This is a genomic window from Leisingera sp. CC-HEC093 (assembly GCF_059429195.1).
Genome location: NZ_JCAIJR010000003.1, coordinates 1 through 20,297 on the forward strand (window position 1 = coordinate 1; position 20,297 = coordinate 20,297).

The window sequence follows — 20,297 nt, forward strand, 5'->3', positions numbered from 1 at the left end:
GCTCATGCACCCACAGCAGCGCGGCTGCCAGGGCCGAGATCGCCTTGTCCCAGAGGCCGGTCTGCTGCTCGGCCAGCCAGTCCTGCACATGCGGTTTCGGCTTGGGCGCGACGAAATATTCCCACGGCAGGGTGTAGCGGCCGCGGAAGTCGATGCCCTGCTGCGACAGCTCCAGCCCCAGAACCTGGCTCATGAAGCAGCTGCGGCGGTCATAGCAGGCGGCAATAGTGGGCTTGTCCGGATCGAGTTCGGCAATGCGGTCCATCAGGTCCGCGGTGGTCATCTTGCGGATCGGGATGTTGACGGCACCGGGCAGGTGGCCCGCCTCAAAATCGCCGGGATAGCGGGTGTCGACGATTTGCAGATCCTCTGTGGTCAGCAGCGCCTCAAAATCAGCGGTGCTGAGCAGCACGTCCTTGCCCGGGTATTCGGGAATGGCGCGCAGGTCGGAGAGGGACTGCACGTCCTTGTCGGAGAAGTCGCGGCCCTCGACGATCCATTTCTCGATGCCGCCCGCGATGAAGCTGCAGTCGATGCCCATCGCAGCCAGCTTGGCGCAAGTTTCCGAGGAGCGGTTGCCGTTGTGGCAGAACAGAACGACCTTCTGGCCCGGCTGCACCGGGCGGGTTTCCAGGAAGTCCGGGAAGCGGATATGGGTGGCGCCGGGCAGGGTGCCCATGGCGTTCTCGCCGGTTTCGCGGATGTCGTAGAACAGGGTGGAACCGTCCTCCAGCGCCGCTGCCGCGTCTGTCGTGCTCATCGCCAGCGGATGGTCCTCCTGTTTGGAGAAGCTGGTTTCCTTGAGCGACGCGTCCTTAATGCTGGTGCCGTCAAACTGCGCCGGCCGGGTCAACGTGGCCTGCAGTCTTGCCAGCTCGGCCTGCGCATGCGAGGAATACTGCCAGTAGTTCCCAGCCGCCAGTGCCATGGCCGCCAGGACCAGCACGGAGATCAGCTTGACCGGGTAGCGGCGCGGCGGGTTGCCCGGCTTGGGGGTAAAACCCAGTTTTGCCGCAATGACAGCGCCGAGACCGGAAACCATGGCAATACCCACGGCCAGCACCTGCGATAATGACGAAACCGAACCAATGACGAGTTCTGGAGATGGAATGGCCAGCGCTGCGACCGGGAGGACCGCAAAAAGCGGCGTGAGCACAAAGAGTTGTGCTGAGCGGCGGAGAGACCGGGCGGTCCTGGTGAGCAATAGCGATTTCTTCACGGTGGTTCCTGTCGAGCCAACTGAGTGTTTGTCTTAAATTATGGCGAATTCGCCTAAAAGATTACGAAAACCTTACAGAAGGGTTAACATAGACCCCGGAGAATAAAAGAACCGCAAAATTTTTCAGAGAATTGCAAGTGCGTTAACATTGTATTCTCAACTCTCTGCCATGTAACGAAAAGACGCGGCTTGTGAGCTGTGCCTGCCGAAGTCAGTCAGGAGGCTAGACTCGTGAAACTGTTTGAGTGCACCGTTGGTATCATTGATTTTTTCCGGCAGCGGCGAAGGCCGTCTGTCACCGGTGCCCTGCTGGCTGCCTGGTTTGCGGCAGTGTTTCCCGGAGCCGTTACGGCCGGAACAGAACTGGTTTTCGGAACTTATGCGGCGGATAAACCAACCGCAACGGTCAAACAGTACCAGCCGTTCCTCTCCTTCTTGTCCGGACGGATGAGCGAGGAGATGGGCGAGCCGGTGACGATCCGCCTTAAGATCGCCAAGGAATACGGTGAAGGCATCCGCCAGCTGGCCCGCGGCGAGGTGGATTTCGCCCGTTTCGGCCCGGCGTCCTACGTCCATGTTATGAAAGAAAACCCGGACATCCGGATCATCGCAATGGAATCCAAAAACGGCCAGAAGCGGTTCAAGGGGGTCATTGTTGTTCATGCCGACAGCAGCGTGCAGTCGGTTGAGGATCTGGCAGGGCTGAGCTTTGCCTTCGGGGATGAGCTGTCGACAATCGGACGCTACCTGGCGCAGGAATATCTGCTGGATGCCGGCATCAGCAGCGCGGACCTGCTGGAGTTTTCTTATCTCGGCCGCCACGACCTGGTGGGCGAAGCGGTGGGCGCCGGGCGCTATACCGCTGGCGCGCTGAAGGAAAGCACCTACAAGAAACTGGTTGCCAAGGGGGTGCCGATCCGGGTGCTGGCGTCCTTTGACAATGTCACCAAACCCTGGCTGGCTTCTGCAGACATGCCGCAGGACGTGCTGGATGCGATGCGCAAGGTGATGCTGTCCTCCGAACACGAGGAGATTGTGCGCAGGATTTCAAGGAACGGCTTCCTGCTGGGGGAAGACCAGGATTATGACATCATCCGCCGGGCGATGGAGCGCAGCCTGGCCTTCTGAGGCGCCGCGTAACACCATGAAACGTTCAAGCATCCTGTTCCAGATTGTGCTGTCGCTTCTGCTGGCGGCCTCTGCGGTCGGTTTCGCGGTTGGCGATCTGGCGCAGCGCCAGGAAGTGCAGCGGCTGGAGGAACAGCTGGCCGAGCAGGCCGACCTGACGGTGTCGCTGCTCAGCGGGCTGATGCTGGAATCGATCATCGTCGAAGATGTGCCGGTGCTGGAAACCGGCCTGATTGAGGCGGTGACGCGCAAGCCGCAGATCGTGTCGATCAAGATCCGCACCCCGGCGGGAAAACTGCTGGCGTCGGCGCAGGCGCCGGAGGCGCAGCCGGACAGCGGCCGGGTGATGTATGAGCGGCCTATCGAACTGGAGGGCGCGGTGTTCGGCACCATGGTGGTGGAGTGGTCGACCCGCGACGGCGAGGTGATGGTGGCCGCCAAGGTGCGCCAGATCATTATCTGGACGGTGGTGCCGGTGCTGGCGCTGTCGTTGCTGGTGCTGTTGCTTGTGCATGTGCTGGCGCTGCGTCCGCTGCAGATGATCCACAAGCGGATGTCGGATGCGATCGCCGGGCTGCGCAGCCCGGCGCAACGGCTGCCCTGGTATGCCTCGCGTGAATTCCGGGCGCTGGATTTTTCGGTCGGGGTGCTCGAGGAAACCTTTGCCGAGCGCGATGAGCGCGAGTTTGCGATGGAGCAGGCGCGGGAGACAGCGGATATCGCCAACCGGGCGAAGTCGGAGTTCCTCGCCAATATGAGCCACGAGATCCGCACCCCGATGAACGGGGTGATCGGCATGGCGGAGCTGCTGCAGGACACCGAACTGGATGACGACCAGAAGATGTATGCGGAAACTATCGCCAAATCCGGCTCGGCGCTGCTGACCATCATCAACGACATCCTGAACTTCTCCAAGATCGAGGCCGGCAAGGTCGAGTTCAGCATCGCCCCGTTCAATCTCCAGACTGCGGTTGAAGACGTGGTGACGCTGCTGTCGCCAAAAGCGGCGGAGAAGGGGGTCGAGATCACCATGCGCTATGACCCGGCCCTGCCGGAAGTGTTCGAGGGCGATGCCGGCCGGATCCGCCAGGTGATCACCAATGTGGCCGGCAACGCAGTCAAGTTTACCCGCGAGGGGTATGTCTATATCGAAGTGACCGGAGAGCGTCTGGACGCCGGCAGCCATCTTCTTCGGCTGCGGGTGCGCGATACCGGGGTCGGTATCGCAAAGGACCGGGTCGGCAAGATCTTCCGCGCCTTCGAACAGGCCGACAATGCTGCCACCCGCAACTTTGAGGGCACGGGCCTGGGGCTGGCGATCACGTCGCGGCTGCTGTCCCTGATGGGCGGATCCGTGCAGGTGGAGTCGGAGCCGGGCAATGGTTCGGTCTTCACCATAGAAATTCCGCTGCAGGCGGGCGGGCCGGTGGCGTCGCAGTCGGCTGGCGGCCGGCATAATTTCGACGGGATGAACGGGCTGCTGGTGGACGACCTGGAGCTGAACCGCGTGATCCTGTCGGAGCGGCTGAGCTCCTGGGGGGTGTCCTGCACCCTGGCGGCCTCGGCGCATGAGGGGCTGGAGATCCTGGCGGATGCGCAGCTGGACGGCCGCAAATTCGACTTTCTCATCCTCGACTTCCAGATGCCGGTTATGGACGGGCGCACCTTGGCCGGGCGCGTCCGGGCGATGCCCGGCTTCGAAACCGTGCCGCTGATCATCCTGTCGTCGGTGGAGCAGGCGCTGAGCCGGGCGGATTGCGAGGCGATCGGCGTTTGCGAATTCGCGCTCAAGCCGGTGCGGGCGGCCCAGCTGCGGCAGGTGCTTGGCCGGGTGCTGAGCCAGCCTGGATCAACGGCAGTGTCCGGGGATCGTGGCGAGGACAGCCCCCGTTCGCCGGACCGGCTGATGCACGTGCTTCTGGCCGAGGACAACCGCACCAACCAGCTGGTGGTCACCAAGATGCTGAAGGACGCGCCGCTGGAAATCAGCATCGCCAAGAATGGGCTTGAGGCGGTGGCACAGTTCCAGTCGGCCCGGCCGGATATCGTGCTGATGGACATGATGATGCCGGAGATGGACGGCATAGAGGCCACTGCCGAAATGCGCCGCATCGAGGCAGAGAGCGGCAGCCCTAAAACACCGATCGTGGCGCTGACTGCCAACGCGCTGCAAACCCACCGTGAGAAATGCCTTCAGGCCGGGATGGATGATTTCCTGAGCAAGCCGATCAACAAGAAAGCGCTGACCGAGGCGATCAGCAAGTGGACGGGTTCCGCGGATCTGCAGCGCACCGGCAGCTGACGGGTGTGCTCTGGCCCGGCAGCCCGCGCCCGCGGGCGGCGGTCAGCCGCCGCGCCGCTGGACCAGCAGCCCGGTCAGGCTGGAGGCGGCAAACAGCGCCGCTGCCAGGCAGACAATGCTGGGGCCTGCGGGTGTATCCAGTGCAAAGGCCAGCTGCAGGCCGCCAACGGCCGCGAGCATGCCCAGCAGCGCTGCGATTACGGCCATCCGCTCCGGGGTGGCGGCAAAGGGGCGGGCGGCAGCGGCCGGGATCAGCAGCATTGCAGCAATCAGCAGCACCCCCACCACCTTGATCGCCACTGCCACCACCAGCGCCAGCGCCACGGTCAGCACCATCTGCTCGCGCCGGGGATCGATGCCTGCGGCATGCGCCAGGTCCGGGTTCAGGGTGGCGGTCAGCAGTGCTGACCAGCGCCACCACAGCAGGGCCAGCACCAAAGCCGCACCGCCCCAGATCACCGCCAAATCCGCCCGGCCCACCGCCAGGATGTCACCGAACAGATAGGCCATCAGGTCGATCCGCACCCCCTGCAGAAAGGAAACCGCAACCAGGCCGAAGGCGAGCGAGGAATGCGCCAGCACCCCCAGGAGCGTGTCCATGGCATAGCCGCGCCCTGCAAGAGCCGATACCGTGGTGGCCATCGTCAGCGCGGTGGCCAGAACGCCGGCAAAGACCGAGACATCAAAGCTGAGCGCCAGCGCCACACCGAGGATCGAGGCATGCGCAGTGGCGTCACCGAAATAGGCCATCCGGCGCCAGACCACGAAACAGCCCAAAGGCGCGGCAGCCAGCGCCACGCCGATGCCCGCCAGCGCGGCCCGGATCAGGAAATCGTCAAGCAGGGTCATTCTGCGGCCTCGTGATGGTGCCCGGTCCCGTGATTGCGGGCGCAGTCGTGGTCGTGGCTGTGGTTGTGTTCATGCCGGTAAAGCGCCAGAGCGCCTTGCGTGCCGGTGCCGAACAGCGCCCGGTATTCCGGGGCAGAGGCGACGTGTTCCGGCGCGCCTTCGCAGCAGACATGGCCGTTGAGGCAGATCACCCGGTCGGAGGCCGCCATAACCACATGCAGCTCGTGGCTGACCATCAGCACCGCGCAGCCCAGCTCCTGGCGCACCTTCTCGATGCGCTGATAAAAGGCGGCAGAGCCGGGCTGATCGAGGCCTTGGGTGGCTTCGTCCAGGATCAGCAGCTGCGGATTGCACAGAAGGGCGCGGGCCAGCAGCACCCGCTGGAACTGGCCGCCGGACAGGCTGGACATCTGCCGCGCCGCCAGATCGCCGGCGCCGGCCTGCTCCAGCGCCTCAGCGGCGCGGGTGTCTGGCACCCGCTCTGGCAGGCTGAGGAAACGGCGCACCGTCAGCGGCAGGGTGGGATCGATGTGCAGCTTCTGCGGCACATAGCCGATCCGCAGCCCCGGCGCCCGGGTAACCGTTCCGCGCGCGGGCTTCTGCGCGCCGATCACGCTGCGCAACAGGGTGGATTTGCCAGAGCCGTTGGGGCCGACCACTGTGACAATCTCGCCGGGGGCGATCGACAGGCTGACGCCGGACAAAACCGTGTTGCCGCCGTGCGCCACAGTAAGGCCGTCCATGGAAATCAGGCTGGTCATGCGGCGGGCTTTCCCTGGCATTTGGGACACAGGCCCTCGGCCTCGATCACCGCGCGCTCTATCATGAAACCGGCGTCGCGGGCGGCCTGGCCAAGCTGGCCCTGGGTGGGTTCGCGCTGCGCCTCCGCCACGGCGTCGCAGGCGCGGCAGATCAGGAAGACCGGCGCGTGGCTCTCGCCCGGATGGGTGCAGGCGATAAAGGCATTGAGCCGCTCGATCTTATGCGCAAAGCCGTTTTTCACCAGGAAATCCAGGGCCCGGTAGGCGACTGGCGGCTGCGAGCCGAGACCCTCCTCGCGCAGGCGGTCGAGGATCTCATAGGCCCCCAGCGCGCGGTGCTCCTGCAGGAGGATTTCCAGCACCCGGCGCCGGACGGGGGTGAATTGCAGGCCTTCTGCCCGGCACTGGGCGTCCACGGCGGCGATGCCGTCCTGAATGCAGCTGCTGTGGTCGTGCGGGGCAAAGCCGATGGAGTCCATGTGCGGGGTCCTTCTGCGCGGCGGCGGATTTGCCTCTTGATATGTTATGTTATGACGTTTATCAAGCGGCGTGATGTTATAAGATTACATGGAGCGTGTCATGCGGAAAACGGGAATGTGGGCAGGCAGCGCAGCGGCGGCTTTGCTGGCAGGCGGTGCCTGGGCGGAGGTGCCGCGAGTGGCGGCGGATATCGCACCGGTGCACGGTCTTGTGGCACGGGTGATGCAGGGGCTGGGCGCGCCGTCGCTGGTGGTGCCGCCGGGTGCGTCGCCGCATGGCTATGCGATGCGCCCGTCGGAGGCGCGGGCGCTGGATCAGGCGGATCTGGTGTTCTGGCTGGGCGCGCCGCTGACCCCCTGGCTGGCAGGCCCGTTGGAGGAGCTGGCGGGCGGCGCGCACCGGATCGAGCTGCTGGAAACCGAGGGAACCACGGTGCTGCCGTTCCGCGAGGGGGCCCGGTTTGAGGCACATGCGCATGAAGATGAACACGGCGGTCACGAGGATCATGATGATCACGGCGGCCATGAAGATCATGCGGATCATGACGGCCACGGTCATGATGAGGCGGCTGAAGCCCACGATGACCATGCGGACCACGATGGCCATGAAGGGCATGATCATGACGAGCATGCGGAGGAAAAAGGCCATGATGATCACGGCGATGCTCATGCCGGCCACGATCACGATGGCGCTGATCCGCACGCCTGGCTGCTGCCCGCCAATGCCCAGGCCTGGCTGGACGTGATTGCTGCAGAATTGGCGGAGCATGACCCGGACAACGCGGCGGCCTACCGGGCCAATGCGGAGGCGGGCAAGCAGGAAATCGCGGAAACTGTGGCCAGCGTCTCGGCAGCGCTGGAGCCGTTCCGGGCCAAGCCGTTCATCGTGTTCCATGATGCCTATCAGTATTTCGAGCAGGGCTTCGGGCTGAGTGCTGCCGGGGCGATCTCGCTAAGCGATGCGGTGAAGCCCAGCCCGGCGCGGATTGCCGAGGTGCGGGATGTGGTGGCCGATCTGAATGTGGCCTGCGTGTTTTCGGAGCCGCAGTTCAATCCCGGCCTGGTTGCCACCGTTCTGGAAGGCACCGGCGCGGGCACTGCGGTGCTGGATCCGCTGGGTGCCAAGCTGGAACCGGGAGCGGGCTTTTATCCGGCGTTGCTGCAGGACATCGGCGCGGCGATTGCCGGCTGCTGATCAATCCGGGCGGGCCATTTGGCCCGCCTTTTTCATCTGTCGCTAATCAGATGAGTCAGGGTGGCACCGGTTTCATAATAGGTGCTGCGCAGGCCTGCAAAAGGCAGGCTGTGGCCCTGGGCAGGCGGCACCGGCAGGCAAGTGCTGTCACCGGTCAGCAGCGCCTCGGCCATGGCGGCGCCAAACAGGGTTCCGGGGCCGATGCCGCGGCCGGAGTAGCCGAAACAGGCATAGCCGCCTTGCAGGTCCAGGATCTTGGGCAGGTGTTCCGTGGTCATGGCGATGCGGCCGTGCCAGTGGCTGTGCAGTCTCGCATCTTTCAGCTCCGGGTACAGTGCTGCCAGCTTGCGGGGCAGCCAGCTGCGGTGCAGGGCGCTGCCGAAATGGTTGAGCGCGCCCATGCCGCCGATCACCAGCCGCCCGGCCTGATCCAGCCGCCATGACGACATTATCAGGGCGGTGTCCCAGCAGCCTTCTTTGTTTGGCAGGATCCTTTCCAGCAGGGCGACGGGCAGCGGATTGGTGGCGGCCTGGAAGTAATGCACCGGGATCACTTGCGGTGCGGTGTAGCCGGCGATGTCCCGGGTATAGGCGTTGGTGGCCATGATCAGATGCCTGGCGCGGATACTGCCCTTGGCAGTGGTGACATGCCAGATGCTGCCTTCGCGGGTGATGGAGGCGGCGGCGGAATAGCTGTGAAGCGCGGCACCGGCCGCAGCGGCGGCGCGGGCAAGGCCGCGCACATAGGCCAGCGGCTGGATGGTGCCTGCACGCGGATCGAACAGGGCGCCATGCACGGCTTCTGATCCGGTGCGCCGGATGGCTTCTGTGCGGGAGAGCAGTTTCACTGGTGCGCCAATGGCGGTCAGTTGGGTGTGGCGGCGCTGCAGGTCGTCCAATCCGCCGGGCGCATGGGCACAGTGCAGGGTGCCGCTGCGCTCCGGTTCGCACTGGATGGCGTGTTTTTTGATCAGCGCAAACACCATTTCCGGTGCGCCTGCCAGCAGGTCTGACAGGCGGCTTCCAGTTTCCGTGCCCAATTTGGCGTTGATGTCCTCGGGCGGCAGCCAGAGGCCGGCGTTGGCCAGCCCCACGTTGCGGCCGGAGCCGCCGCTGCCGATCTCCTCCGCCTCTATGAGGCGGACCGAGGCGCCCAGTTCGGCGGCCTTCAGCGCCGCAGCGCAGCCGGTGTAGCCGCCGCCGATCACAACAAGATCGGCCTCTGCCTCCCCGGAGAATTCCGGGAAGGCTGGGTTTTCCTGGCAGGTGTGGTGCCAGAGGCAGGACGCCAGATCAGATGTCAAACTTGATCCCCTGAGCAAGCGGCAGCTCGCGTGAGTAGTTCACGGTGTTGGTCTGCCGGCGCATGTACCCTTTCCAGGCGTCGGAGCCGCTTTCGCGGCCGCCGCCCGTCTCCTTCTCGCCCCCGAAAGCACCGCCGATTTCAGCGCCGGAGGGGCCGATGTTCACGTTGGCAATACCGCAGTCGGAGCCCGCTGCCGAGAGGAAATATTCACATTCGCGCACGTCGGTAGAGAAGATACAGGACGACAGGCCTTGGGGCACTTCGTTCTGCATATCAATGGCTTGGTCCAGATCGGAGTATTTCACCGCATAGAGGATCGGCGCGAAGGTTTCGGTGTGCATGATGGCGGTCTGACCGGGCATCTCGGCGATGGCCGGATGCACATAGGCGGCGTCTGCGTGGCTGTCCGCCAGCGCCCGGGCCCCGCCATGAACGGTGCCGCCCTCGGATTGCGCGGTCTCCAGCGCCCGCAGCATGGCGTCCATCGCGTGGCGGTCGATCAGCGGGCCAACCAGGGTGCCTTCGGCCAGCGGGTCGCCGATGGGGAGGCCCTCGTAAGCTTTGATCAGGCGCGGGATCAGCGCGTCATAAATGTCCTCATGCACGATCAGGCGGCGCAGGGAGGTGCAGCGCTGGCCGGCGGTGCCGACGGCGGAGAAGACGATGGCGCGCAGGGCCATTTCCAGATCGGCGGAGGGGGCCACGATCATCGCGTTGTTGCCGCCCAGCTCCAGAATGGTGCGGCCCAGGCGTTTTGACATGTCGGCAGATACCGCCTTGCCCATCGGCACGGATCCGGTGGCGGAAATGATGGCGACGTCCTTGGAGGCGGTCAGTGCCTCGCCCAAGTCACGCTCGCCGATCAGAACCTGGATGAGGCCCTCGGGGGCGTCCTCGCCGAATGCTGCCATGGCGCGCTCGCAGATCTTCTGAACTGCCAGCGCAGTGAGCGGGGTTTTCTCCGACGGTTTCCAGATCACCGGATCGCCGCAGACCAGCGCCAGCGCCGCGTTCCAGCACCAGGGCGCGACGGGGAAGTTGAAGGCGGTGATGATGCCGCAGGTGCCCATCGGGTGCCAGCTCTCGCGCATGGCGTGGCCGGGGCGTTCGGAGGCAATGGTGAGACCGTAAAGCTGGCGCGACAGGCCCACCGCAAAGTCGCAGATGTCGATCATCTCCTGCACTTCGCCTAAGCCCTCCTGGTAGATCTTGCCGCATTCCAGGGTGACGAGGCGGCCCAGGTTTTCCTTTTCGCGGCGCAGTTCCTCACCCAGCAGGCGCACCAGTTCGCCGCGGCGCGGGGCAGGCACCAGGCGCCAGGATTTGAAGGCGGATTTGGCCGCGGCGATCTGCGCGTCGGCTTCCGCCGCGGTGTGGGTTTTCAGGCGGGCAATTTCGCTGCCGTCTACGGGCGTAGTTACAGAGAGGCTGCCGCCGGTCAGTTCGGCCTGAGTGAGGCCGGCTGCGGCGAGAATATCGGAATGGGGCATATTGGCGTCCTTTTGATGCGAGGGCGGGTCATGAGCAAAACTTTAGGGTGGATTGTGGAAATGCCCCGCCGGGCGTCGGTTTGATATAAAAATTGCACTGTCGGGTGCGGATTGCTATTGAAACTAAATCCTGAAGATATGAGCAAAGATCATATGATTGCCCCGCGCCGCTTTCTGCCCTCAATCCCGTCTCTGCTGGCGCTGGAAGCTGTGGACCGGCTGGGCAGCGCCTCTGCCGCGGCAGAAGATCTGTCGCTGACGCAAAGCGCCATCAGCCGCCAGTTGAAGCAGCTGGAGGAGCAGATGGGCGTGGATCTGATTGCCCGCGACCAGATGCGGATGCAGCTGACGACGGCGGGCGCGGGATTTGCCAAGGAAGCACGCGCGATCCTGACCCGGCTGGCGCAGGCCTCGGTCAAGCTGCGGGCGAACCCGGATGGCGGCAGTTTCACCCTGTCGATCCTGCCGTCCTTTGGCCTGCATTGGCTGGCGCCGCGGCTGAAGGGGTTTGCGGCGTCGCATCCCGGCATCACGGTGAATTTGCACACCCACAATCTGCCGTTCAGTTTTGATACCGGCACGGCGCAAGCGGCGATCCATTACGGCATCCGGGACTGGCCGGGGGTGGAATATTTGCCCTTGATGCCGAAACATGTGCTGCCGGTCTGCGCGCCGGGGCTGATGGCGGGGCCGGTAGGCAGACCGGCGGAGCTTTTGAACTATCCGCTCTTGCATCTGGAGACGCATCCGGACTGCTGGGAGCAGTGGTTTCACTTGCATGACGTGCCGGCGGCCAAGCTTCGGGGGATGCTGTTTGACCAGTCCTCAGCCATGACGCAGGGGGCGGTGCATGGGCTGGGGGTGGCGTTGCTGCCGGATTTCCTGGCGGAGAACGAGATTGCGCAAGGCAGGCTGGCGCTGGCGACGGAGGGCGGCGCGGTGAGCCTGGGTGAGTATTTTCTGGTGTGGCCCGCAGATCAGACGGAGGAGTATCCGCTGATCAAGTTCCGCGAGTGGCTGTTGTTGCAGCTGGAGGAGACCTGACATGCGGCTGCCGAGTCTGACCCATCTGCGCTGCTTTGAGAGCGCTGCACGGCATCAAAGCTTCACCGCTGCGGGGGAGGAGCTGGGGCTGACGCAAAGTGCGGTCAGCAAGAAGGTAAAGGAGCTGGAGGCGGATCTGGGGTTCGATCTGTTCCAGCGGGCGGGCCGGGGCGTGGTGCTAACGCCGGCCGGACAGGGGCTTGCGGCTGATTTGGAGCTGGATCTGGCGGGGCTGCGGGCGACCTTGCAAAAGGCGGCGGCGGCCGGGGCCGGGCGGTCGGCCCTGCGCATTGCAGTGCTGCCGGCATTTGCCAACCTCTGGCTGATCCCGCGGCTGCCGGATTTCTTTGAGCGTCACCCGGAGGTGGAGCTGAGCTTCTCCACCCGGCTGGAGCCGTTTGATTTTGCCCGCGAGAATTTCGACCTGGCGGTGCATTACGGGCTGGATAACTGGCCCGGCACGCATATGGCCCCCCTGTTCGGCGAGGAAATGGTGCCAGTCTGCGCGCCGGGGTTTCATGCCACGCACCATCTGGAGCAGACGGGCAGTCTGGCGCAGGCGCCGTTGTTGCATCTGGAAAGCCGGGCGGGCTCCTGGGCGGAGTGGTTTGAGCGCGCAGGCCTTGCGGGGGCGCCGCGGCAGGACGGGCGCTACTTCGACCAGCATTCGATGGTGATCGCGGCGGCCTTGGCGGGCCTGGGTGCGGCAATCGTGCCTTATGACATGGTGGCGCGCGAGATCGCGGCGGGGGATTTGCTGCGGATCCCGGGACCGGCGCTGGCGTCGCGCAAGCGCTATTACCTGGTGCGCCCCCATGGAGTTGTGCCGGAGGCGGTGCGGAAGCTGGAAGCCTGGATGCGCAAGCAGTTGAAGGCCGGGCTGGATTGACATGTTCCGCCCGGCGGCACCGCCGGGCCGAGTCCGTCCCGTCCCTCCGCCGGGGCGGGTGCAGCCCTTGGCGATAGATGCCAATCCGGAATGTGTTGTGTCGCAAAGCGCTGGTTTTCCGAAGCGCGGCTTTCGTTTCATGCTGGCGGAGTCATTCATCCAGCAGGGAGCCTTCGTCATGGCCCAATTCCGCCGCGCCGCCCGTCTTGACCCGATTGAGGTCTCGGAAATCCTGACCATCGGTGCCAAGGCGGCAAAGATGAAGCGGCAGGGCGCGCCGGTGATCATCCTGGGCGCGGGGGAGCCGGACTTTGACACGCCGGACCACGTCAAGGACGCTGCCGCCGCCGCGATGCGGGCGGGGGAGACCAAATACACTCCTTTGGGTGGCACGCTGGCGCTGCGGCAGGCGGTACAGGCAAAGTTTAAGCGCGACAACGGGCTGGACTATGCGCTGGATGAAATCATTGCAGGCACCGGCGCCAAGGAAATCCTGTTCGATGCCTTCATGGCCAGCCTCAACCCCGGTGATGAGGTGATCGTGCCAACACCCTATTGGACCTCCTATTCCGACATCATTCGCATCGCTGGCGGGGAGCCGGTGCTGGTGCCTTGCGGTGATGATACCGGCTTCCGGCTGACGGCGGAGAAGCTGGCGGCGGCGATCACCCCGCGCACCCGCTGGCTGCTGCTGAACTCACCCTCGAACCCGGCAGGCGCGGGCTACAGCGCCGCGGATTACCGGCCGTTGCTGGAGGTGCTGCTGCGGCACCCGGATGTCTGGCTGATGGCCGATGATATGTATGAGCACATCACCTATGGCGGCTTTGAGTTTGCCACGCCCGCGCAGGTGGAGCCGCGGCTGAAGGACCGGGTGCTGACGGTGAACGGCGTCTCCAAGGCCTATGCGATGACCGGCTGGCGGCTGGGCTATGCCGGCGGGCCGAAGGCGCTGATTGATGCGATGAAGGTGGTGCAGTCGCAATCGACCTCGCATCCGTCCTCAATCTCGCAGGCGGCAGCGGCGGCGGCGCTGAACGGCCCGCAGGAGGTGCTGGCAGAGCGGCGGGCCAGTTTCCAGGCGCGGCGCGATCTGGTGGTGGAGGCGCTGAACGCCATGGAGGGGATCAGCTGCCCGGTGCCGGAAGGGGCGTTTTACACTTTTGCCAATTGCGCAGGGCTTTTGGGCAAGCGCGCGCCCGGGGGCGCGGTGCTGGAGACAGATGCGGATTTCTGCGCCTATCTGCTGGATCACCACCATGTGGCGGTGGTGCCGGGCCGCGCCTTTGGCATCTCACCTTATTTCCGGATTTCCTATGCCACGTCTGAGGCCGAGTTGCGCGCGGCGCTGAGCCGGATTGGCCAAGCGGTGGCAGCGCTCAGCTAGGCTTCGGCCATGGCGGGCTGGCGGCGGCTGCGCGCGTTGGACCAGGCCTGCACCAGTTGGCGTTGAAGCGCGGCAGCAGCAAGGCCAAGGGCGATACCGCCGAAGATTGCCAGCGCATCGTTCAGCGGGCTGCGGCCCTCCAGTCCGATCATCGGCATCAGCAGTTCCGGCACAAAGCGGTGCAGCAGGTAGATGGGGAAGGCCGCCTGCGCCAGCCGCATCACAGGGCGGGCGGCGAACCGCGGCACCGGCAGGCGGGTAACGAACAGCAGCCCGGCAATCAGTGCCAGAAGCCACATGTATTTAATCCAGCCGCCGTACCAGTTACCGCCGAGATAGGCCGCCGACGGCATGATCACGCAGGCCGCCCCCAGAACCAGCAGCCGCTGCTGCAGCGTGCCGGCGGCGGTGATACACCAGCCAAGGGCAAACAGGTAGAAGACCCACGGCACGGTGAACTGCGCCCGGCCGCCAATCTGCCAGATTTCCGGCGCGGCCAGGCGGATGGCAACGGCAAATGCCAGAAAGCAGAGCCCGGTGCGGAAGGCGCCCTGCTGCACCAGCCAGCGCCGGACGGGCGGCAGCGCAAACGGCAGCGCCGCCAGCAGGGTCATCTGCAGATAGGCCTCGATGAACCAGTAGAGATAGGGCAGCATCAAATGGGTCTCGGGGGTGGTCAGGGCAAAATTCCCCGCCAGGAAGACCGAGGCCCAGGGCACCTGCTCCCACGCCGCGGCGTAGCCCGCCAGGATCAGGTAATAGGGGATCAGCACCGCCGCCACCGGTTTGAAAAAGCTGCGCATGCTGCCGGATTTCAGCGCGTCCCAGCGGAAGCCTGCAACGCTCATCCCCATCAGGATCACCATTGCTGCGGCACCACCGTAGACCGGCCAGAACGTCTGGTGCGCGGTGACCACTGCCAGGATGGCGATCACACGGGCCACCAGATCGAAGGGCAGGCTGGCCGAGGCTGCCGGGGCGGCCTGTTCCAGATCCTTGACCGGCATGTCTTCCCAGCCGGCGGGGGCACCGCCCAGAGCCTCATCCAGCGCCAGCGACAGCTCCACATGGCGCAGCGAGTCGCCGCCGAGCGAGGCGAAACTGTCGTTGCGCCCCACGGTCTGCGGCGCAAAAGCAGCCTGATAGGCGGCCAGCACGCCCTTGGCCGGTTGCGGCTTGGCGCATTGTGCCTTGAGTGCCGGATAGTCGATTTTGCCGTTGGCGCGCCGCGGCAGAGAGGTACGCGGCATGACCGTGAAATGCTGCTGGCCGACGCCGGTCAGCTTGGCGGCCAGCGCGGCGATACCGTCCTGCGGCCCGCAGATGGCAATGGAGATGCGGGCGTCATCGCCCCAAACTGCGGCCTCATGCCCCTGGGCGGCAAGGGCGCGCTCAATGGCGTCGTGGCCGATGCGCAGGCCCGCGATCTTGGACATCCGCGACAGCCGCCCGGTGATGTGATAGAGGCCGCTGGCATCGCGCCGGGCCCGGTCGCCGGTGGCCAGTTCCTTCAGCTCCGCCCCTTTGGCCAGATCGGTGCTGTCTTCGGCATAGCCCATCATTACGTTCGGGCCCTGGTAGATCAGCTCGCCCTCGCCTTCGGGCGCGGTGATCTCCCTGCCGCCCGCATCGCGCAGCAGCAGTTGGCCGCCGGGAATGGCGCGCCCGGCGGCGCCGGGGGCCTCCAAGGCCTGTTCCGGCGGCAGGTAGCTGATCCGGGCGGTGGCCTCTGTCTGGCCGTACATGACAAAGAACCGGCCGGCGCGGGCCTGCATCCGGGCGGCCCATGTGCGGACCTGATCCGGTTCCATGGCGCCGCCGGCAACGGTGAGTGTTTTGATGTTTTCGGGCAGCGCGCGGGACAGGCCTGCGCTGTCCAGCAGCCGGAAGTGATGCGGCACGCCAGCTAGGCTGGTGGCGCCGGAGGCCGCCAGCGCAGAAGCGAAACCGGCTTCCAGCACAGACCCTGGGGCAAGCCAGAGGCTGGCGCCGGCGGCCAGATGCGAATGCAGCACCGACAAGCCATAGGAATAATGCAGCGGCAGGATCAGCGCGGCGCGGTCCTGGGGGCGAATCTCCAGATACTCCGCAATGGCGCAGGCGTTGCTGTCCACGGCCGTGCCGGACAAGCGCACGCCGCGGCCGTGGCCGGTGCTGCCGGAGGTTTGCAGCAGCAGGGTCAGGTCCGGATGCACCGTGGCGGGATCGTGGGAATGCGACAGCAGCTGCCAGCTGCCGCCTGCGCGCCGGAAGCTGGCGGCGGGGCGAAAGCGTTCCTCCAGCCGTTCGGCGGTTGCCTCATCCCCGGCCGGCAGCGGCATCACTGCGTGACCTGCGGACAACGCGCCAAGATAGGCGGTGATGGCTTGCGGATCGGCTGCGGCCTCGACTGCGATCAGACGCCGGTCCAGCGGCAGCTGACGGGCAAACTGTTCGGCGGCATCCGCCAGCGCGTCATAGGATAACGTGGTTCCGTCCGCCGCGATCAGGCAGGGACGGGCGCCGAATGCGTGCAAATTGGCCAGCTCAAAAAACATCCGCAACTCCTTCGAGCGCGGCGGTTATTATAATTTACTAATTTTGTCAATTATTGCCGGACGATCCGTTTCTCGCTGTTTTGCGCTGCACAGGACAGCTGAAAGCCCGGCAGCCGCGCGCAGAGAAACACCGCCAAAGCCTGTTCTGGCGGCCTGCCGCCGGCCTCCCGAGTCACTGGCCGGCTTCTGTCAGCAGCGACCACAGGCTGGCGGCCACCGGCCCAGGCGCCTGGTCGCGCCGGCGCAGGGCGCAAAGCTCCGATCGGCGCGGCGGGAAGCCCTCCACCTGCAGCGGCACCAGTGTTCCAGCGTCGAGGTCGCCGCGGATCAGATGGTCCGGCATGCCGCCCCAGCCCTGCCCGGCGAGGATCACCTGCCGTTTGGCGGCGAAGTCGGAGACGGTCCACTTGCGCCCGCCGGGCAGCAGGTCGCGGCTTTGGCTGCTGTCCGGGCCGCCGGTGCCGGCCACCACGATCTGCGGCAGTGCCTGCATCTCCTGCCGGGCGCGTGCACCAGGCCCCAGCTGTTCGGCAAGCCCGCGAGCGGCGACAGGGCGGATTGTCACTTCGGTGATTTTGCGGGCCTCCACCTCCTCCAGCGGGACGCCGTCCAGGGTGGCGATGGCAATGCCGGCAGTGCCCTCCATCAGCCGGGCAATCGGGCCGCCCATCATTTCAGTGGTGAGACGGATGTGGGTGGCGGGATAGGCCGCGCCGGTGCGTTCCAGCACCGGCAGCAGAATGCCCAGCGGCAGCGTTGCGCTGACCGCCAGGCACAGCTCTGCCTCTTCCCGCGCCCGCAGCCGGGCGGCGGTGGCCTGCAGCTCGCGCATCTGGGCGAGAACGCGGGTGGCTTCACTGTAGAACACCTCTCCCTCCGCAGTCAGCCGCGGCCGGTATGCGTCCCGCGAGAACAGTGTCAGCTCCAGCTCCTCCTCCAGCAGGCGGATGGCATGGCTGACGGCGCTTTGCGATTTGTGCAGCCGTTCGGCGGCTTGCCGGAAGGTGCCGGTCAGGACGATGGCCTCAAAGGCGAGGAGCTGATCGTGTTTCATAATGATGTATTTTTTCGATCATGTTGCTGAGAATTCAATATTATCAATAGATGATGATGCGGGGTAGCAAAAGCCATCATGTCAACAGGAGAACTGATCATGAAGCTTTACTACAAATCCGGTGCCTGCCCGCTGGCCAGCCATATCGCCCTGTATGAAACCGGCGCCGCCTTTGAGATTGAGGCCGTCGATACGGACAAGGGGCGCACCGAAAGCGGCCGCGACTTTGCCGCGATCAACCCCAACGGCTATGTGCCGGCGCTGGAGCTGGAGGACGGCGCGGTGCTGACCGAAGGCGCGGCGATCCTGCAGTTTATCGCTGACTCGTTCCCGGAGGCCGGACTGGCACCGGCGGCGGGCACCCTTGCGCGCGCCCGCCTGCATGAGGCGCTGAACTGGATTTCGGCAGAAATGCACAAAGCCTTCGGGCCGTTGTTCCGCGCAGGCAGCACGGAAACGGAACAGGCCGCTGCCAAGCTGGCCGTGGCCGCACGGTTCGACCGGGCCGAAGCGATGCTGTCGGACGGGCGCGACTGGCTGGTGGACGGGCGGTTCTCGGTTGCGGATGCTTATTTCTTTGCCGTTGCCAACTGGGCCAATTTCACCGGCATCGGGTTGGACCGCTGGCCCGCCATTGCGGCACTGGTGACGCGGGTTGCCGCGCGTCCGGCGGCGCAGAAAGCGATGAAGGCGGAAGGGCTGATCCAGTGACCGGCGCCGATCATGCCCAGGTGGTTGCGCTGATGGACGCCTATTTCGAGGGGCTCTACCAGGCGGACAGCACCATGCTGCGCCGCGTCTTTCATCCAAACCTTTCGTATGTTTGTGCGACGGAGGGGGATGAACTGTACCTGGATCTTGAAACCTACATGGCGCGAGTGGACGGGCGCGAGCCGCCTGCCAGACGCGGCGACCCGCGCGACGAGGCGCTGCTGGAGATCGCCTTTGGCAGCCCCCGCATCGCCCGCGTCACCGCGCGGATGAGCATGATGGGGCGCGATTACCTCGATTTCCTGACCCTGGTGCGCCATTCCGGCGAATGGCGGATCGTCACCAAGGCCTTCACCTATCTGCCGCGGAAGGACTGAGCCATGCCCTATGTGAACATCAAGGTGACCCGAGAAGGCGGCCCGGACGGCACCGGTCCCTCGGCCGAAGAAAAGGCGCAGCTGATCGACGGCGTGTCCCGCCTGCTGCAGGAGGTTCTGGGCAAGAACCCGGCGACGACCTTTGTGGTGATCGACGAAGTGCCGCTGGAGGACTGGGGCATCGGCGGCCTGCCGGTGGAGCAGTACCGGGCGCACAGTTAGGCACCGTTTGGCGGTGCTTTACGGGCAGGCGGCGGCACGGGGCCGCTGCCTGCCTATTTGGCGATTTCATCCATGGCGCGGCCGACGGTGAAGCCATGCAGCATGGTCGACAGCAGGATGGTCAGCCCGATCAGCGACCACAGCTCCGGCTCATTCACGAATTCGATGTGGGCACCGGCATAACACAGGTAGTAGATAGAGCCGATGCCGCGCACCCCGAAGACGGAAACCACTAGCCGGTCGCGGCGGGTGATGCGCGATCCGGCCAGCGACAGCCAGCCGGCCAGCGGGCGGATCACCACGATCAGCAGCACCGCGATCAGCACCAGGGCCGGCGACAGGTCGCCTAAAATGACCGGCAGCACATTGCCGAGCGCCACCAGCAGCAGTGCCGTCAGGGCGTGTTCAATGGTCTCGCAGAAATCATGCAGGCGGCGGTGGAAACGGTGCTCGTTCTCGATCCGGCGCAGGGTCAGCCCCATCGCTGCCACAGCGATGAAGCCGTAGCCCTCAACCAGTTCGGTGGAGCCGTAGCACAGCAGCACGCCGGCCAGCGCGACCACGCCAGATCCGGTGTTGGCCAGCGCCGCATGTGCGGGATAGACGAACAGCACCTGTCCCAGCACCCAGCCGCCGCAGATACCCATCGCCGCGCCCGCCGCGATCCGGTAAACAACGTCGATAGCCAGCCAATCCAGCAGCCAGCCCTGCGGGTCGAGCCCTTGCAGGGCCACGATCAGGCCCAGGTAGACAAAGGGAAACGCCAGCCCGTCGTTCAGCGCCGCCTCGGTTGTCAGGGTAAAGCGCACCGGGTGCTCGTCGCCCTCCATCGGCGGGCCGACTTGCACGTCGCCTGCAAGAACGGGATCGGTCGGGGCCAGCACGGCGCCCAGCAGGACAGCCCCGGCTGCGGTCATGCCGCCGACCCCCCATCCCAGCAAGGCGACCGCGGCGATGGTCAGCGGCATGCCGATCAGCAGCAGCCGCAGGGTTGCGCCCCACTGCTTCCAGGGCCGCAGGCTGTCGATCCGCAGGCCGGCCGCAAACAGCGCTACGATCACCGTCAGCTCGCTGACCACCTCCCAGGGTTTCGGGTGCAGGCGCGGGTCCGGGGCGGCGGGGCTTTCCGGCACCAGCCAGTAAGCCGCCATTCCCAACAGGATCAGCAGCGGCGGTGCTGCCGGCTCCCGTGTGGAAACCAGCCGCGGTATCCAATGGGCCAGTATGATCACCCCGCCCGCAGCAGCCAGCATGACGTGATAAGGGGCAAACTCAAAAAAATGCGAAAGATCCATGGGGGCAAGTGTACCGGATTTTCATTCGGGCGCAGCGTTAATGCCTCGCAAC

At 65.3% G+C, this 20,297-nt stretch carries 18 protein-coding genes; 9 read left to right on the top strand and 9 right to left on the bottom strand.

Translation table 11 applies throughout. The features are described from left to right. Positions 1–1,042: rhodanese-like domain-containing protein (locus AC5STB_RS20750; RefSeq protein WP_495444861.1), on the bottom strand; the 1,042-nt coding region annotated here is incomplete at its 3' end. A gap of 408 nt (positions 1,043–1,450) precedes the next feature. Here AC5STB_RS20750 and AC5STB_RS20755 point away from each other — a divergent pair. Beyond that, complete coding sequence (locus AC5STB_RS20755) at positions 1,451–2,347, top strand: PhnD/SsuA/transferrin family substrate-binding protein (protein ID WP_495444766.1); 897 nt, start codon at positions 1,451–1,453, stop codon at positions 2,345–2,347. A 16-nt stretch (positions 2,348–2,363) separates the two neighbouring features. After that, positions 2,364–4,649, top strand: coding sequence for a response regulator (locus tag AC5STB_RS20760; protein WP_495444767.1), 2,286 nt, complete (start codon positions 2,364–2,366; stop codon positions 4,647–4,649). Positions 4,650–4,691: 42 nt separating this feature from the next. Here AC5STB_RS20760 and AC5STB_RS20765 read toward each other — a convergent pair whose 3' ends face one another. Genes AC5STB_RS20765 through AC5STB_RS20775 form a run of 3 tightly spaced genes read right to left on the bottom strand, consistent with a single transcriptional unit; the run spans position 4,692 to position 6,738 of the window. Further along, entirely contained in the window at positions 4,692–5,498 is an 807-nt protein-coding gene (locus tag AC5STB_RS20765; protein WP_495444768.1) for a metal ABC transporter permease, read from the bottom strand. Then, positions 5,495–6,259, bottom strand: a complete 765-nt coding sequence (locus AC5STB_RS20770; RefSeq protein ID WP_495444769.1) for an ATP-binding cassette domain-containing protein — start codon at positions 6,257–6,259, stop codon at positions 5,495–5,497. The genes AC5STB_RS20765 and AC5STB_RS20770 overlap by 4 nt, the downstream gene beginning before the upstream one ends. Next, positions 6,256–6,738 (bottom strand): Fur family transcriptional regulator, encoded by a 483-nt coding sequence (locus AC5STB_RS20775; RefSeq protein ID WP_495444770.1) that lies wholly within the window; start codon positions 6,736–6,738, stop codon positions 6,256–6,258. The genes AC5STB_RS20770 and AC5STB_RS20775 overlap by 4 nt, the downstream gene beginning before the upstream one ends. Before the next feature lie 100 nt (positions 6,739–6,838). Between AC5STB_RS20775 and AC5STB_RS20780 the strand changes: the two genes are divergently transcribed. Further along, entirely contained in the window at positions 6,839–7,933 is a 1,095-nt protein-coding gene (locus AC5STB_RS20780; protein ID WP_495444771.1) for a zinc ABC transporter substrate-binding protein, read from the top strand. 32 nt (positions 7,934–7,965) lie between these two features. Here the strand turns inward: AC5STB_RS20780 and AC5STB_RS20785 are convergent, their stop codons facing one another. Continuing rightward, complete coding sequence (locus tag AC5STB_RS20785; RefSeq protein WP_495444772.1) at positions 7,966–9,237, bottom strand: NAD(P)/FAD-dependent oxidoreductase; 1,272 nt, start codon at positions 9,235–9,237, stop codon at positions 7,966–7,968. Next, entirely contained in the window at positions 9,227–10,729 is a 1,503-nt protein-coding gene (gene amaB, locus AC5STB_RS20790; protein ID WP_495444773.1) for an L-piperidine-6-carboxylate dehydrogenase, read from the bottom strand. Before amaB ends, AC5STB_RS20785 begins: the two co-directional genes overlap by 11 nt. A 138-nt stretch (positions 10,730–10,867) precedes the next feature. Between amaB and AC5STB_RS20795 the strand changes: the two genes are divergently transcribed. The 3 genes from AC5STB_RS20795 to AC5STB_RS20805 all read left to right on the top strand — a co-directional run bounded on the left by AC5STB_RS20795 (position 10,868) and on the right by AC5STB_RS20805 (position 14,049). Further along, a complete protein-coding gene (locus tag AC5STB_RS20795) occupies positions 10,868–11,773 on the top strand; it encodes a LysR substrate-binding domain-containing protein (protein ID WP_495444774.1) in 906 nt (301 codons plus the stop codon). Between the two features lies 1 nt (position 11,774). Then, positions 11,775–12,662: a LysR substrate-binding domain-containing protein gene (locus AC5STB_RS20800; protein WP_495444775.1), complete on the top strand. Its 888-nt coding sequence runs from the start codon at positions 11,775–11,777 to the stop codon at positions 12,660–12,662. Between the two features lie 178 nt (positions 12,663–12,840). After that, positions 12,841–14,049 carry a pyridoxal phosphate-dependent aminotransferase gene (locus AC5STB_RS20805; RefSeq protein ID WP_495444776.1) on the top strand — a complete coding sequence of 403 codons (1,209 nt, stop codon included), beginning with the start codon at positions 12,841–12,843 and terminating at the stop codon, positions 14,047–14,049. Here the strand turns inward: AC5STB_RS20805 and AC5STB_RS20810 are convergent. Next, positions 14,046–16,586, bottom strand: coding sequence for an AMP-binding protein (locus AC5STB_RS20810; protein ID WP_495444777.1), 2,541 nt, complete (start codon positions 16,584–16,586; stop codon positions 14,046–14,048). The genes AC5STB_RS20805 and AC5STB_RS20810 overlap by 4 nt on opposite strands. Before the next feature lie 172 nt (positions 16,587–16,758). Next, positions 16,759–17,640 carry a LysR family transcriptional regulator gene (locus tag AC5STB_RS20815; protein ID WP_495444778.1) on the bottom strand — a complete coding sequence of 294 codons (882 nt, stop codon included), beginning with the start codon at positions 17,638–17,640 and terminating at the stop codon, positions 16,759–16,761. Positions 17,641–17,739: 99 nt separating this feature from the next. Between AC5STB_RS20815 and gstA the strand changes: the two genes are divergently transcribed. Genes gstA through AC5STB_RS20830 form a run of 3 tightly spaced genes read left to right on the top strand, consistent with a single transcriptional unit; the run spans position 17,740 to position 18,950 of the window. Further along, positions 17,740–18,351, top strand: coding sequence for a glutathione transferase GstA (gstA, locus tag AC5STB_RS20820; protein ID WP_495444779.1), 612 nt, complete (start codon positions 17,740–17,742; stop codon positions 18,349–18,351). Then, complete coding sequence (locus AC5STB_RS20825; protein WP_495444780.1) at positions 18,348–18,728, top strand: nuclear transport factor 2 family protein; 381 nt, start codon at positions 18,348–18,350, stop codon at positions 18,726–18,728. The genes gstA and AC5STB_RS20825 overlap by 4 nt, the downstream gene beginning before the upstream one ends. A 3-nt stretch (positions 18,729–18,731) precedes the next feature. Further along, positions 18,732–18,950, top strand: coding sequence for a tautomerase family protein (locus AC5STB_RS20830; RefSeq protein WP_495444781.1), 219 nt, complete (start codon positions 18,732–18,734; stop codon positions 18,948–18,950). Positions 18,951–19,003: 53 nt separating this feature from the next. Here the strand turns inward: AC5STB_RS20830 and AC5STB_RS20835 are convergent, their stop codons facing one another. Next, positions 19,004–20,245, bottom strand: a complete 1,242-nt coding sequence (locus AC5STB_RS20835; protein WP_495444782.1) for a cation:proton antiporter — start codon at positions 20,243–20,245, stop codon at positions 19,004–19,006. Between the last annotated feature and the right edge of the window lie 52 nt (positions 20,246–20,297).

Coding starts and splice junctions, on each gene's coding strand:
- AC5STB_RS20775 (WP_495444770.1), bottom strand. CDS start 6,738: ATGGACTCCATCGGCTTTGCCCCGCACGACCACAGCAGCTGCATTCAG.
- AC5STB_RS20810 (WP_495444777.1), bottom strand. CDS start 16,586: ATGTTTTTTGAGCTGGCCAATTTGCACGCATTCGGCGCCCGTCCCTGC.
- AC5STB_RS20800 (WP_495444775.1), top strand. CDS start 11,775: ATGCGGCTGCCGAGTCTGACCCATCTGCGCTGCTTTGAGAGCGCTGCA.
- AC5STB_RS20770 (WP_495444769.1), bottom strand. CDS start 6,259: ATGACCAGCCTGATTTCCATGGACGGCCTTACTGTGGCGCACGGCGGC.
- AC5STB_RS20805 (WP_495444776.1), top strand. CDS start 12,841: ATGGCCCAATTCCGCCGCGCCGCCCGTCTTGACCCGATTGAGGTCTCG.
- AC5STB_RS20760 (WP_495444767.1), top strand. CDS start 2,364: ATGAAACGTTCAAGCATCCTGTTCCAGATTGTGCTGTCGCTTCTGCTG.
- AC5STB_RS20795 (WP_495444774.1), top strand. CDS start 10,868: ATGAGCAAAGATCATATGATTGCCCCGCGCCGCTTTCTGCCCTCAATC.
- AC5STB_RS20835 (WP_495444782.1), bottom strand. CDS start 20,245: ATGGATCTTTCGCATTTTTTTGAGTTTGCCCCTTATCACGTCATGCTG.
- AC5STB_RS20780 (WP_495444771.1), top strand. CDS start 6,839: ATGCGGAAAACGGGAATGTGGGCAGGCAGCGCAGCGGCGGCTTTGCTG.
- amaB (WP_495444773.1), bottom strand. CDS start 10,729: ATGCCCCATTCCGATATTCTCGCCGCAGCCGGCCTCACTCAGGCCGAA.
- AC5STB_RS20765 (WP_495444768.1), bottom strand. CDS start 5,498: ATGACCCTGCTTGACGATTTCCTGATCCGGGCCGCGCTGGCGGGCATC.
- AC5STB_RS20830 (WP_495444781.1), top strand. CDS start 18,732: ATGCCCTATGTGAACATCAAGGTGACCCGAGAAGGCGGCCCGGACGGC.
- AC5STB_RS20815 (WP_495444778.1), bottom strand. CDS start 17,640: ATGAAACACGATCAGCTCCTCGCCTTTGAGGCCATCGTCCTGACCGGC.
- gstA (WP_495444779.1), top strand. CDS start 17,740: ATGAAGCTTTACTACAAATCCGGTGCCTGCCCGCTGGCCAGCCATATC.